Raw genomic sequence first — 14,680 nt, 5'->3', positions numbered from 1 at the left:
CAGCGCGTCAGGCCGATCAGCGACGCAACAAGACCTTCAGGGTGTTCTGCAGGCGCCGCGCCTGTTCAGCCTCGAAGGCCGAACCCAGCACACGCGCCGCATCCTGGCCCCAGGTCTGCACCGGCGCCGGGTCATTGCGCTTGGTGAGCAACTGCAGCTGCAGGGCACGGCGGGCCTCCAGCGCCGCGGCCGGTGTCGGCACCTCGGCGGCAATCTCCAGCCGCAGCAAGGCGGTGGCAGCCTCGCCGGAAGGCGCTGCCGACAAGGCCTGGCTCCACAAGGTGCGCACCGCCGGCGTGACGCGGCTGCCCAGCTCCTGTACGGTCGGCAACTGGCTGGCATCGCGCTGTTCCCAGGCAGCGAGCAGGTGCGTCAGCGACTCGCCATGCGCCTGCGCCGCCAGCTTCTTCAACGCCAGTTGGGCATGCTCCAGCGCCTCGCGCTGGGCACGGAAAGCGGCATCGCCCAGACGCGGCTGCTCACGGTAGGACTCGCGAGGTTCACGCCGGCCACCGCGTTCCGCGCCACGGTCGAAGCCCCGCTCATCGCGACGGCCGCCCTCGCGCCGCTCGCCGGGCCGGCCACGGCCTGCCGGTGCGGCGGGCTCGGCCTTTTTCATGCCGGGACGGTCGTCACCGCGCACCGCCACCACGGGCTTGCGCGGCTTGCGCGGCTTGGGCGGTTCGGCGGCAGGTGCGACGGCTTCGGCCGGCGCTTCATCCGCTCCTGTTTCTGTAGCAGTCGGCGCAGATTCCACTGGCGCTTGAGCCTGTTTTTCCTCTGCAACCGGTGCACTTTCGGAGGCCCGCAGGGCATTCTCCAACGCGTTCATGGCGGCACGGATGGTCTGCGCGTCGCCACCGGCATTGGCGGCTTCCAAGGCCTTGGCCGCCTCCATCACCTGGCGGTCGCGCTCGCTCATGGCGCTGGAGACCTTCTCGCGTTCGGCCGTCTTGCGGTTGAAGGCTTCGTCAATCGGCTTGCGGAAGGCATCCCACAGTTTTTGCTCATGACGGCGCTCCATCGGCACGGCATGGGCTTCGGCCTGCCAGCGCTGCTGCAAGGCCTTGACGGCATCGATGCGCAACACGGGCGCTGCGCCCAGCACCGCCGCCTCCTCGATCATGGCCTGGCGGCGCTGCTGGCTGGCCTTTTGCACCGCTTCCAGCGGCGCACTGGCCGCTGCCATGGCGGCTTTCCACAGCGGCTGCAACTCGGCAAAGGCCTTTTCGCTCAGGTGGCCGGCTTCGCGCCAGCGCTCGGCGAACTGATGCAGCTCGCGGCTGAAACCTTTCCAGTCGTTGCCAGCCGCGGTCGTGTTGGCGGTCGCCCAGGCCTTGAGTTCCTCGACCAGCGCGAGCCGCTTGGCCCGGTGCTCGGCCGCCTCGGCCCGCACCTTGTCCAGCCAGGCCTCGACCACCTTGTGCGCCTGGTTGCAGGCTTCGTCAAAGCGTTTCCACAAGGCATGGTTGGGCACACCGCCCTGGTCGGTCTGCTTCCACTGATCGCGCAGGGCGCGCAGGGTTTCCTGCATCTTGCGCCCACCCAGCGTCTGGCCCTCGGGGCGGTTCAGCAAGGCCTCGGCCTTGCCCACCAGTTCCTCGCGCAGCTGGTCGGCGCGCCAGCGCTGCCAGCCTTCGAGTTCGCCGGCCGCAGCAAGCGCTGCATGAACCTGCTTGTCGAGCGCGTCATCGATATGGCGGCCATGCTCCTTGAGCGCCTGGCGCAGGTTGGCGGCCGCACCGGTGCTGGCCTTGCCATGGCCTTCGGCCACTTCCTGCTCCAATTTTGAGAGCGCCTCGCGCACAGCCGACGTGGCTTGGGCACGGATTTGAGGGTCAACCTTGGGTTTGGCCGGCTGCGGCGCCGCTTCCGGCGGCAGGCCGCGCGCCTGGCGCAGCTCGTCGGCCCACACCGGCACCTGCGGCAAGGCCTGCGCCGGATCGGCCGCCGCTGCCACGGCCTGCGCCAGCGCAGCACTGAATGCTTCCCACACCAGCGTCAGTTGCCCGCGCGAGGTTTCCAGTTGGGGCGGGAAACGCGCATCAACGCTGGACCAGTTGGCATCCCCCGGCAAGGCCGCGGCCTGCTCCTGCCAGCTGGTCACGTCGGCACGCAAGGCATCGGCCGCAGCCTGGGCGTCCTTCCACGACTTGGTGGACAACACCTCGATGCGCTGGGCCAGCAGCACGGCGGCCTCGCGCTGCACCTGCACGCGATGCTGCAGATCTTCAATCACCTTGACCCGCTCGGCCAGTTGCACCTTGAGGCCGGCCAAGGGTTCACGGCTCAACGGCGCACCCGCCTTGGCGGCATCGCGCTGCCAGGCCAGGGCGTCGGCAATATTGAGCTTGCCGGCCTCGAGCAGCGCCTGCGCCTTGCCCGCCCACTCGGCAGCCATCGCCTCCTGCCCCTTGGCACGGCGGATGTCGTCCAGCCGTTCACGCAGCAGTTTGGCCGCGCCCTTGTCCTTCACGCTGAGTTCCTTGAAGACCACTTGCAGCTGTTCAGGCTCGGGCTCGCTGGCCAGCCACTCGCGCACGCGCGCCGCGCGCTCGCCGGAGGTGGCCGCGGAGAAAGCGCCACCGGTGAGGGCATCAAGTTGTTGGAGGTCGGTCGGTTTGGCAGGCACGGAGGAGTTCACGGTGAGCTCGGCAGCAAGGTGGATCGGAATGGGTTCAGCCGCGTATTGTCGCCCCGAACGGCGTTGCGCTTCATGCCTGGCGCATGTTTTTGCGCCGGGGCGCTTATTTCATCGTCAGCGAGAGCTCGGCGTGGGGGACCCATTTGGCGTCAGCGGCCTGCGACTTGGCGCCGCCCAGGAACAGGCGATCCACGGGCAGTTCGCGGCTGCTCAGATAGTCCTTCACCGCCACACCACGCGCCAGCGCCAGTTCCTGCATCTGCTGCTCGCCCACCGGAATGCTGGCCAGCAACAGCGCCTCCATCTCGGCCGGCGGCAGATCCTTGGCAAAACCCAGCAGGTTGCGCGGCTTGGAAATCTGGGCACGCCGGTACACCGCCTTGAGCAGCTCCGGCCGTTCGGCCGAGGTCACGGCTTGCACAGCATCGGCCGGTTTGCCGGCCACCACCGCGGCGCGCCGTTTCTCGGCCAGCATCAGCGCACTCAGGCGTTCGCGCTTGTAGCCCTCGCGTTCAGCCTCCAGGCTGGCCATACCGGCCACGGTCATGGTCAGCGACGGACGGTCCTTCATGGCCTTGGCCACCTTGTCCAGATTGGCTTGTGCCTCCGCGCTGAGCACGGACGACCCAGGTGCGAAAGGCACCATCCCGAGTTCGCCGTCATCGCCACCGTCAAAGGCCGACGCCAGCAAGGCAAATGGCGAGGTGATGGCCTTGGCGATCAGGTTCATGATCATCTTGAAAATGATGCCGCCGAAACTGAATTCCGGGTCGTTGAGTGAGCCACTGATCGGCAGGTTGATGTCGATCACGCCATTGCTGTCGGCCAGCAGTGCCACCGCCAGCCGCACCGGCAGGCTGTTGGGGGCGCCCTCCACCGGATCGCCGAAGGTGAGCTGGTTGAGCACCAGCTTGTTGCGCGCCACCAGTTGCCCATCCGGCTCCACCTTGTAGGCCACATCCATGGCCAGCTTGCCGCGCTCGATGCCATGGCCGGCATATTTCACGCTGTAGGGCGACAGCGGCGGCAGCTCCAGATCGCGCATCTTGCCGGTGATGTCCAGCGCCAGCGGCTTGGCCAGCGGGTTGAGTTTGCCCAGGATTTCCAGTGACGCCGTGCCCTCGGCACGCCCGCGCAGCTCCAGGTCGGCCATGGCCGGCGCAGCACCGGCTTCGCCGCCGGCAGGCACCGACGCAAAGGCACTGAGCCGGCCGGTCAACTCGGACAGATCGGCACTGTAGTTGGGCTTGATGAAACGGTCGGAGAAAAGCACCCGGCCGTTCACCAGGCTGATCGGCCCCATCTCGATCACGGGTGCCAGGGTAGCGCCCGCCGTGCTGGCAGAGGCATTGGTCGAGGTCGCGGCGGCCGGCGTTGAAGCGGCCTCCGCAGCTGGCGCGCTGGCTTCGCTCGCCTTCACCAGGTCTTGCAGGTTGATGCGGCCGTTTTCATGGATGATGATGCGCGCATAGAAGTCGCTCAGCGCGGTTTCGGCCACCGCCACCCGGGTCGCCTGCCCCGGCGCCAGCGCTACATTGAGACCGCGCAGGCTCAGCGCCTTCCAGCTCAGCAATTCCTCTCCTACCGGCAGATCCTGCGTCTGGGCGGCCACCGGCACGGTGTTGGCCAGCAGATCCTCCAGCAGGGCATCGCCGCCAAGCTTGAAAACAGGGCCTCGGGCTGTTTGCGCATAGGAGACTTGCCCCTTGAAGCCGGCATCGGCCCGCTGCAACCGCAGATTGAGCACGTCCGTCAGATAGGGGGACAGGACGTGGGCCGGCAGATCGACGGCCTGGACACGCCCCTGCACGGCCAGGGGCTGCAGGGCCAGATTGCCCGTGAAACCCAGTTGCCCCGGCTCGCCACGGCGCGCCCGCATGCGGGCCGAGAGCTTGAGCGGGCCGGGTTGGCGACTGTCGGAAGCAAAGTCCTTCAGTTGCAGCGACAGGGCCGACAGGTCGAACACCACAGGCCGGCCATGCGCACGATCGGCATACCGGATCTGTCCGCCCTCCACCGTCGCATCACCCACCGCCACCCGCCAGGGCGCGGCAGGCGCGGACGGCTTGGCCTCATCGACGCGCACCGCCTTTGGTTTCCGCGTTGTCGCATCGGCAGCCGGGGTCGACGCGGGCATGGTCGGCGACAACCAGCGCTCGAACATCCAGCGCCCTTCGCGGTCGCGCTCCACCGCAACCGCGGGCTGGTGGAGGGCCAGCTTGGCCAATGTCACACTGCGTTCGCCGGGCTTGATCTCGACGCCCTGCACGTCAAGCCGGCCGAGGAACAACGGCCAGTTGCGGTCCGTCCGGCTCTGGGGGCCCAAGGTCAACTTGCTGGCCTCCAGTCGGGGCACTTGCACCTGCCACTGTCCGCCCTTCCATTGCAAAGCCAGTTGGGCACTGAGGTTCCCGCCCAGTGCCGGCTCGATCACTTGCGCCGCATAAGGCGTCGCCAGTGCCAACGGCAGGTCCTTGAGTTCGGCGCTGATCGTTGCCGCCTGCTCGCTGGCCTCCCCCTTGAAGCTCAACTGCGCCATGGCAGTTGCGGCCTCGGCCTTGGCCGCACGAGGCTTGTTGCCGTTCGGATCAGTTCCGCTGGCCAGTGCCAGGGAGCCTGTGAAGCTGGCAGGCTGCCGCCAAGGCAGGGCCAAAGCCGTGGCATCCAGCGCCAGATCGCGCATGTCGATCCGGGCGGCCGGCGTCACCGCGGCATCGCGCCAGCGCAGCAGGCCGCCACGGACCGTGAACTTGGCGAGCGCCAGCTGCCAGGCATTGGCTGGGGCGGCAGGTTGCGCTATAGAGCCATCCTGCTGGGACCGGGAAACCTTCCCGTCTTGAGGCAGTGCCAGGTTCAACAGATTGACTGCGCCGGCCTTGTCACGACGGGCGTCCAGCGTTGGCCCCGTCAGCTCCACCGACGCCAGCTTGACGATCTGTTCCAGGGGCCGGACATCGGCCATATCGACCCGCAAGGCCTCCAGAGCCAGCAGATCCTGCCCTTGGGCATCGGCCAGTTGCAGCCCTTTCAGTTCAATGGCCCCGCTGAGCCGCACCGCGGGCTTGGGGGCCTGTTCGAAATGCAGCCGCACATCCGCCCCCGCCACCCCAGCCAGCACCTTGATCGGCAAACCGGCCGGCAGATAGGGCAGGTAGGGTCGCAGGTCCAGATTGGCCAGCTGGAATGTGGCATCGGTCTTGTGCGATGGCGCAAACGGCGTGGTTTGCGCTCGGGAATCAAAGCGGCTGCCGTTCAGATGAAAGGCCAGCCGGGGCTCGGTGATGACATCACGCCGCGACGTCAGGCTGCTCAGAAAGGGAATGCTGAGGTTCAGCTCGCGCACTACGTGCGTGCGACCGACGCTCTGGTCGACGAAGTCGATCGAGCCTGACTGCACCGCGATGTTGTAGAGGGCAAACCGGGGCAAGCCTGCCGGCGGGCGTGGCCGATCGGCGGGCGCCATGAGTCGCGCCAAGACATCGTCCACGTCATAGTGGCCGTCTCCTTGGTAGGTCAGCCGCAAGGCCAGGCCATCCAGCTGCAGTGCATCCACCACCGGCGCCAGCCGCAGCAGGGATTGCAGCTCGGCATCCAGATAGACACGTTTGATCTGCAGTTGCGACGGCGCACCGGGTAGGCCGGCCACGACCAGATCTTCCAGGGTCAGCTCCAGTGACCAGGGGCTGAAATGGACCACTCCCAGGCTGACTTGACGCCCCAGTTGCTCACTCGCCAGCTTTTCCAGCTGGTTTTTGACCAGGCCGGGCACAACGGCCCAACCCAACCCCCACAGCACCACGATACCGGCCGCGACCATCAAGGCTTGCCGCACCCACTTGTTTTTCTTGATCGAATCGAGCGTCATACGGTCGAGTTTGCCCGGGATACCGCAAAGATCAATTCCCGAGTTGAAAAAATTTGTCTCGCCGTCCAAATAAGAAAGCCCGGACGGTTGGCCTGCAGCCTGCCCGCCGGGCTTGACGGCTGGCTCAAGGCCCATGCCGTCTGGGTTACGCAAGGGGGAGAGTCGAGTCCCACCATGCGCAGGAGGCAAGAGATTGCCCCCAGAATCGCCGGGTTCTGTCAGCCCAGAACACCGATTGGGTGCGGACTGCTTACTACCGACAGAGCGTGCCTGATGCGTCAGGCCCTTTCAATTTAGCCATCCTGCGGGCGATTTCAAATCGGAATTTCAATGAAATCCGGCCATTTGATTGCCCAGTACCCACCTTCGTCACAGAATATTAAAGGAATAACAAAACGATTCTTTATTATTGACCAGGTATATTGAAGCACTTAAAATTCAGCCAACCCTGCCTTAAGTCAGGGGGAACCCGAACCCGCTGCCGACCCCGGCTACATCGAATCGCTGCCCTCGCTAGAGACGACCCGCAGGATTCTGATGACGTACCAACCCAGACGTGACACCTGTTCCTGACACTGCGACCTTTCTGCGGTGCCAAGGCACCGGCCCACGCGAGAAGAGGAAGTGCTATGACAGCGTTCAAAAAATTGAGCCTAGGCCTGCGAACCTTCGCTGCTGATGTCGCCCAAGGCTTTTTTGAAATTACCCACAACGGCTTTGCCCTCCTCGGGCTGGCTGTGATGTTTGCCACGATCACCCTGATCGCCCGCCCGGAACTGCGCCAGGCCGGCGAAGTCCGCCTGATGAGCTGGCTGCAAAGCCGCCAGATTGCCATCACCGGTTTTGTGGTGGAGGCCGATGCCATTGAGCGTGCCACGGCGGCCAACCCCAAGGATCTGCCCAAACAACAGGCCGCCGTCGCCTACTGGTTGAGCAAAAAGTACCGTGTTGCGCCCGAACCCCTGAGCGCCCTGGTGGCCGAAGCGTATGAAATCGGCAAACGCACCCAGTTGGACCCGACCTTGCTGCTGGCCGTGATGGCAGTGGAATCCGGCTTCAACCCGTTTGCCCAGAGCCCGGTCGGCGCCCAGGGCCTGATGCAGGTCATGACCCGGATCCACAGCGACAAATACGAAAGCTTTGGCGGCAAATTTGCCGCCTTTGATCCCGTGAGCAACTTGCGCGTGGGCGCCAAGGTGCTGCAGGAATGTATTGAACGCGCCGGCTCGCTGGAAGGCGGCCTGCGTTTTTATGTCGGGGCCGCCAACCTGGACGATGACACCGGTTATGGCGCCAAAGTGCTGGCCGAACATGCCCGCCTGCAACAGGTTGCCAATGGCCGCGTCGTGCCGCTCCTGACACCGCAGATCATCCCGGTCACAACGCCTGCCAAACCCGAAACCACCACGGAAAAGGTCGCCCTCAGCTGACCCCTTGTTGAGGCGCAGGACGGCAAGGCCCTCGCCCGTCAGCTACACTTGAGGGGTACGCGACTGGCGATAGGCGCGCCGCCCTCCTCGGGCAGGTTGTGCTGACGTGGGACACCACAGGGAAGCGTGCCGCAGAACCCGCGTGGTTTTCTGTGTTCAGCCGTTCGCCTGGGCAGCCCCCGCATGACGGGGGACCAGCGTTTTACCCGACTGCCATGTACAACCGAAACATCCTCGTCGAACAGACTGACCCCGAACTCTGGGCCGCCATCCAGGCCGAAAACGCCCGCCAGGAACACCACATCGAGCTGATTGCCAGCGAAAACTACGCCTCGCCAGCCGTCATGGCCGCCCAGGGCTCGCAGCTCACCAACAAGTACGCCGAGGGTTACCCGGGCAAGCGCTATTACGGCGGTTGCGAATATGTGGACGTGGCCGAGCAGCTGGCCATTGACCGCGTCAAGGCCATCTTCGGTGCCGAAGCCGCCAACGTTCAGCCGCATTGCGGCGCCTCGGCCAACGAGGCCGTGTTCCTGGCCTTCCTCAAGCCCGGCGACACCATCATGGGCATGAGCCTGGCCGAAGGCGGCCACCTGACCCACGGCATGGCCCTGAACATGAGCGGCAAGTGGTTCAACGTCGTCTCCTATGGCCTCAACGCCAAGGAAGAGATCGACTACGACGCCATGGAGAAGAAGGCGCACGAAACGAAGCCGAAGCTCATCATCGCCGGCGCGTCCGCCTATAGCCTGCATATCGACTTCGCCCGTTTTGCCAAGGTGGCCAAGGACGTCGGCGCCATCTTCATGGTGGACATGGCCCACTACGCCGGCCTGATTGCCGCCGGCGTCTATCCCAACCCGGTGCCGTTTGCCGACGTGGTGACCTCCACCACCCACAAGAGCCTGCGTGGCCCGCGTGGCGGCATCATCCTGATGAAGGCCGAGCACGAGAAAGCCATCAACAGCGCCATCTTCCCCGGCCTGCAAGGCGGCCCGCTGATGCATGTGATTGCCGCCAAGGCGGTAGCCTTCAAGGAAGCCATGGACCCGAGCTTCAAGACCTACCAGCAGCAGGTGGTAACCAATGCCCGCATCGTGGCCGAAACGCTGACCCAACGCGGCCTGCGCATCGTCAGCGGCGGTACGCAAAGCCACGTCATGCTGGTCGATCTGCGCGCCAAGGGCATCACCGGCAAGGAAGCCGAAGCCGTGCTGGGCGCTGCCCACATGACCATCAACAAGAACGCCATCCCGAACGATCCGGAAAAGCCGATGGTCACCAGCGGCGTGCGCATCGGCACCCCGGCCATGACCACGCGCGGCTTCAAGGACGAGGAAGCCCGCCTGACGGCCAACCTGATTGCCGACGTGCTGGACAACCCGCGCGATGAAGCCAACATCGCTGCCGTGCGCGCCAAGGTCAACGCCCTGACCGCACGCTTCCCGGTGTACAAGTGACCAACACCCCCCTGAGGCGCTGCGCGCCCCGGCACCAATTGCCAGAGGCAATGGTTCTTCCGGCTGTCCAAGCCTGCGCAGGCAGGCTTGGAGCCGCAGCCCTCAGCCCCCTGAACGCCATCCTTCGGTGGCAGGGGGGGCGCACCCTGTGGCCCGGCCAAGCCGGTTCCACGGGTGCCCGTGATCAAAACCGTGCGTTCACGCTCCAAGGCTTGCTGCCATGAAATGTCCCTTCTGCGGTCACTCCGAGACCCAGGTCGTCGAGACCCGGATCTCGGAGGATGGGGATTTCATCCGCCGGCGGCGCCAATGTGGCGCCTGCGACAAGCGCTTCACCACCTACGAGCGTCCCGACGTCAACTTCCCGGCCATCGTCAAGAAAGACGGCCGGCGCATCGAATACGAGCGGGCCAAGCTGCAGGCCTCGATGAACCTGGCGTTGCGCAAGCGCCCGGTCAGCACCGAGCAAATCGACAGCGCGATTGAGCGCATTGAAGAGAAACTGCTCAACCTGGGCCTGCGCGAGGTCCCCTCCACACGCATTGGCGAACTGGTCATGCGTGAGTTGAAGAAACTCGATAAGGTGGCCTACGTCCGCTTTGCCAGCGTCTACCGCAGCTTCGAGGACATTGACGAGTTCAAGATGCTGGTGGATGAGGTCAGGCGCTGAGCCTGAATTCCCGGCCTTACTTCCAGCAGTCCTGCACTGACATCTCAGACCCGCTACGTCCTTTGACGCCTGTATTGGTCAGCGTGAGGTTGCCACATTTGTCAGCGCTCGCGGCCGTTGCCGTCAAAGTGTACGAGTTAACTGTAGCAACCACGCCCAAGGTATAACGCGGCGAACCCGCTGGAACATTCTGCAACCGAGCTGGCAGCGTTGGACTCGTCGTCCCGGCTGCATCGGTCGTATAGCGGCTGTTAGCTGCATAAAAACGCTCCATGAATTGCTGCGCCTCCAATAAGGCCGTGCGTGCCTCGACACGGTACCCCCGCCGCAGGTGCTCGACATAACTTGGATAGGCCAGCATGGCCAGGACACCAACAATTGCTATCACGATCATTAATTCGATCAGTGTGAACCCTGACGTGGAAGCACGAGACAAGCGGGGGGATTTATTGCGCAATGAATACATGCTTATTCAAACCTTGTAACGATTCAACGAATGGGGGGATTGATAATGTGCCGCCAGACCCGATCCTTGATCACCCTGGCACCCACCGTGCTTTGCGTTTCCTGAATGGAAGCGCCAAACTGGCCTGCCGTATTTTGAATGCTGAGCTTGGTCGTGCAGATACCCGAGACACAAGTCTGCGTGCCCCTAACCACGGCATCAATACCATCCGCACCTGTTGCATAGCCTGCGACCCGGGCATCGTCACTGCCGAATACACCATCTCCATTGGTATCAAACATCGGATATGACGGGTTCACGCCAGCCTCCACGCCAAACATCAGATTCAAGCCAGAACCCGCCGCCGTATCGCATACTTGCACATTGCGAGCAGGCGCGACAGCGCTAACCAAGACAACGGACGAACTTACGCGTTGCAACGGATAAACCACTCGCAAGCCGGTGATGACATCCAGGTCCAAGACCCAACCACGCAGGGATGTCCAGTTAACCGCCGTTCCGTCGAGCGAGTAGAAGACGGCACCACCAGCGCCAGTGACAGCAGTGATCGTCCGGGGCTCCAGCACACTCCTCCCCATAGGCCGAGGCAAAGTGTCTGACGCCTTGTCCCAGACCGCGTAGATGGACTGCACGGCCGTTGAGTCGGCATCGGTCGTGGTGTTCAGAACGCCGGTACCGAATACCACGAGCTTGCCACCTTTAGAAAAATCGTAGGCAACCGGCGCCTGCGTAATGGGTTGCAGCGTCCCACCCGAACTGGTAGCAGCGAAAAATGCCGCTCCGCCAGACACTTGAAAGCGGCTGGATGCCGAAGCCAGATAGTCAAACTTCCACAGACTACCCTTCAAATCGCCAGCATAAAGAGTTGTAATCTGCCCACTGCTGTTACGCACAACGCCAACCCCTCCCAGGCCATTGGCACCAGAAGAGTCTACGGTCAATGTCTGCGTAACGCCTGTTTCCAGATTAACAACAAACAGCACTGCATTGCCCGATGTGCTGTAGCTTCCATTGCCAAATATTGCCACCCACTCGCCATTGGGCAAAACTCCCACCTGCACCGGCGCGGAAATATAACCCACATCACCATTACCGTCACTGGATAACTCCCATCGTATGTTGGAAGCACCCAAATTAACGTTATCAGTGACATCCAACGCGAACACGGCTCGCCCGCCCGCACCCAAGGTGCCCAGCAGGTAATTGCGCCAGCTAGGCGTAGAGGCGCCAGGTGCTTTAACGAAAGCGTCCGTCTCCATCAATGGACCATCGACAAAGAACTGGTGATAGAGCAATGCTGTGCCGTAGGTCTTGTCACTTAGCTTTGACAGATTAGGGTAGACCGCCTTGGGTACATAAGCAAAGATCTCCTTGCCATCATCTGCTGGCACAGCCCCCAGGGTGTCCTTGAATGCATGCAACATGCCATCGTTAGCACCGACAAACAAAACCGCGGGACGCGCTGCCTTCTGCGTCAAAAAAGAAGAGTAAGCAGCTCCTCCACCTTGAGTGGTTGGCAAATTGATATATCCCATATTCACAGCATCCTTGACCAACACAGGATTGGAATTGATGAAGTCCCCCAGAATCCCCTTGCGCACACGAAATGGTTGGCTGTCGCCCTCCTTACTCCTGTCACCCCTCAGAAAATCCACAAAGGACGAGGTATAGGTACTCCCCACGCTGCCGAGAGCGGCTTGGCTGTCGCCCCCCATGTCAGTCCATGTGAAAGGCACCGCTGCAGGCGGCACGGTATCCGCCCGCCATGTATAGATCTTGCGATTGTTCCATGTGGGCAACTTGGAGGTGGCTGTCCAACTGAGCGCGCCTGCCTGACCTGCCGAGTCGAGCAGATATGCTTGAATGTCCCCATTCCAGTCGGAGGTCCGATACATAGGAATGTATTTGCGATTGCCATCCTGCAGAATCGTTGATGCGGTCGCCACGCCAGCCTCACGCAATTCGCGTTCCAAGGCTTGCCCCACCGAACTCTTGATTGAGTCCGCCAACTCCTTGGGGTCTTTGGCACTGAAAAATACCCCCCGGCTGTTGAGCGCCGAATGCCACAAATCATCGATTTCGTCCGTTCCCCAAGTCTTGGTCCCGTCGGTCAGTGCCGGCAAGTCCACGGCGGGATTCAACGTACCTCTCACGCCTAAGCCAACCATGAAATTGACCATGTGCTGCCAGAATGCTGGATTGTCAGCCGAAGGCACCACGTTATTGGTCAGATCGGTACGTAAATCCTTTTTCCAGTATTCCATGGCGTAGTCCGCCAAACGGTCTGAATAGCCATCTCGGTACGGACGGGGGGACACATACTGATAAGTGCGTCCTGGCCCAGTGATGACAGCCCCATCCGTATTGTCAGAATTTCCGACAGAGGTCGTCGTCTGGTTCCAGTACCCGTCAGTCACCATGATGTGATAAGAACGGCGGCAAGATTTATCTGCCGTAGTATTGGTTTGCCCAGGATTGTCGGCCCAAGGACCCTTATTGTCCGAACGCTTGTAATACTCTCCCACAGCACGCATGGCACGCGGCAGGGGCGTGCTGCCGTTGGCTGGCAAGGCATACAGCCAGTTAAACAGATTGGTCTTTGTCGTGCTGTCGAACGCCCTGACACCGGACTCGATCACAACCGTATTGACGCCGTCAATGCTCCGGCTATTGCCTTGGTTAATTCGCCCCCAGCCAAGCCGAAAGGTGTTGGACGAGTCGTTGAATGCCTCGGCAAGCGATCCTCGCGCCAGCAAGTTACGCGTACGGTAGTAGGTAAACCAGTTGGCAAAATTCTGCCTTTCCTCGGCCTGCGTACAGCTTGTGCCGGCACAGTCGGTGCGCGCCGTGTACTTGGTGAAACTGCTCCCCACATTGATCGAGTACTCATCATAATTGGATGCTTGGGTGGGATCCAGATACGCGCCGCTGGCATTTTTCTTCAAGCGGTAATACAAACCAGGATCGTATGCCACGCCTGAACTGGTCGTGCCACAACTGCTCTGTGAGTCGGTTCGATAACACCAGACAAGGTTATTGTTGGTAATCGTCCTGCTATCCGTAAGGTTAACCGTGCCGCCGGTAGAGGGGTTCATCGGATCGCGCGGTGCGGCAGCCGCAGAGGACGGTGCCATGCGTCCCCCAGCTGCCACCGGCCAAGGAAGATAGCGAACTTCCGGGTTGTAATAAATCGTATTGGTGTCGGCCGAGCGCAGCAACTTCTGACGCCAATTTGCCGACCCAGTTCGCCCGGCAACAGTACCGATAAAAAAGCCCGACAACGTGGCGTTATCGCTTGGATCCATTCGCACGGAATTTCCGCCCACGGGATTGGCCACGGAATACGCGCCGACGTACACCGTTTCCTCCGGCATATGCTGAAACATCATGGAACCTGAGTCGTCCATGGTCAGCATGATGTTAGGTGGCACGCCACCACCATCGCGACTGAGTAATGGATTTTGAGAAGGTGTGGTCTGTGCCATTGCGGCTGTTCCGACCAACATAGCCAGCATGAGCGCTGCCTTCGCAGAAAACAATTTGGGTAGGAAAGACATGTTCACTCTTCCTTCAGTTCAATATGACCGTTGATTGCAGCCAAACGACCGATCCGGAGGTCGTGGCACCGGTCGCCACATCGGCTCTGTAGTCAGGACTAAAGCCACGGGCCGTGATAACGTAGGCCATATTGGCATCTGCCATGATTTGCTTCTCCACCGCGCATTCCGGCAAGACCGAGGGCTTGAAAGAGCTATCTGTCGATTTGACCTGGGACTCCGGCAACACTGTTTTGGAAGCGGATGCACCACCTCCACCGGTCCACGTGGTCGCCTGATTCCAGGCTGGATTGGCACCGTAGGCTGTCTGAACAATGTTGACCTCCGACAGCGTGACGACTCGGCTTGCATCAGCTTTCGCCAACTCGGCTTCACAGAATCGCAAAGCAGCTTCGGCATACTGCTGAGCCAGATTCTGGATGCGGATGTTGTTGGTCAGCTTCTCGCTGGAAGTGGCATTCCTGATGGCAGCAGCAGAGGTAATGCCGATAATGACTAGCATCACTAGGACAATGATGAGGGAAACACCGGATTGCCCCCAAGCTGGCGAAACAGGTCGATGGATAAGCTTGAATTGCATGGGCGACC

Annotated in this window: 8 protein-coding genes and 1 riboswitch; of the genes, 3 read left to right on the top strand and 5 right to left on the bottom strand. The window is 62.1% G+C overall.

The features are described from left to right. Positions 1-16: 16 nt before the first annotated feature. The gene (locus tag CDE01S_RS11445) at positions 17-2,632 is read right to left on the bottom strand and encodes a DUF349 domain-containing protein (protein ID WP_245636164.1); all 2,616 of its coding nucleotides are present in this window, start codon (positions 2,630-2,632) and stop codon (positions 17-19) included. Positions 2,633-2,747: 115 nt separating this feature from the next. Further along, positions 2,748-6,509, bottom strand: a complete 3,762-nt coding sequence (locus CDE01S_RS11440; RefSeq protein WP_084382851.1) for a DUF748 domain-containing protein — start codon at positions 6,507-6,509, stop codon at positions 2,748-2,750. Between the two features lie 629 nt (positions 6,510-7,138). Here CDE01S_RS11440 and CDE01S_RS11435 point away from each other — a divergent pair. The 3 genes from CDE01S_RS11435 to nrdR all read left to right on the top strand — a co-directional run bounded on the left by CDE01S_RS11435 (position 7,139) and on the right by nrdR (position 10,069). Next, the gene (locus CDE01S_RS11435; protein ID WP_066707343.1) at positions 7,139-7,939 is read left to right on the top strand and encodes a lytic transglycosylase domain-containing protein; all 801 of its coding nucleotides are present in this window, start codon (positions 7,139-7,141) and stop codon (positions 7,937-7,939) included. Between the two features lie 49 nt (positions 7,940-7,988). After that, positions 7,989-8,120, top strand: a riboswitch (ZMP/ZTP riboswitch). 34 nt (positions 8,121-8,154) lie between these two features. Next, complete coding sequence (glyA, locus tag CDE01S_RS11430) at positions 8,155-9,399, top strand: serine hydroxymethyltransferase (RefSeq protein WP_066707341.1); 1,245 nt, start codon at positions 8,155-8,157, stop codon at positions 9,397-9,399. Positions 9,400-9,619: 220 nt separating this feature from the next. Then, positions 9,620-10,069 carry a transcriptional regulator NrdR gene (gene nrdR / locus CDE01S_RS11425; RefSeq protein WP_066707338.1) on the top strand — a complete coding sequence of 150 codons (450 nt, stop codon included), beginning with the start codon at positions 9,620-9,622 and terminating at the stop codon, positions 10,067-10,069. Between the two features lie 16 nt (positions 10,070-10,085). Here the strand turns inward: nrdR and CDE01S_RS18190 are convergent, their stop codons facing one another. Genes CDE01S_RS18190 through CDE01S_RS11415 form a run of 3 tightly spaced genes read right to left on the bottom strand, consistent with a single transcriptional unit; the run spans position 10,086 to position 14,672 of the window. Next, on the bottom strand, positions 10,086-10,535 hold the full coding sequence (locus tag CDE01S_RS18190; protein ID WP_084382850.1) for a type IV pilin protein: 450 nt from the start codon (positions 10,533-10,535) through the stop codon (positions 10,086-10,088). A 23-nt stretch (positions 10,536-10,558) separates the two neighbouring features. Continuing rightward, entirely contained in the window at positions 10,559-14,092 is a 3,534-nt protein-coding gene (locus CDE01S_RS11420; protein ID WP_084382849.1) for a pilus assembly protein, read from the bottom strand. Between the two features lie 13 nt (positions 14,093-14,105). After that, positions 14,106-14,672 carry a pilus assembly PilX family protein gene (locus CDE01S_RS11415; RefSeq protein WP_066707331.1) on the bottom strand — a complete coding sequence of 189 codons (567 nt, stop codon included), beginning with the start codon at positions 14,670-14,672 and terminating at the stop codon, positions 14,106-14,108. Positions 14,673-14,680 lie beyond the last annotated feature (8 nt).

This window comes from Curvibacter delicatus NBRC 14919, assembly GCF_001592265.1.
Lineage (GTDB): Bacteria > Pseudomonadota > Gammaproteobacteria > Burkholderiales > Burkholderiaceae_C > Hylemonella > Hylemonella delicata.
Note: the sequence above shows the minus strand (reverse complement) of the source record. Positions and strands in the feature narration are given on the sequence as shown.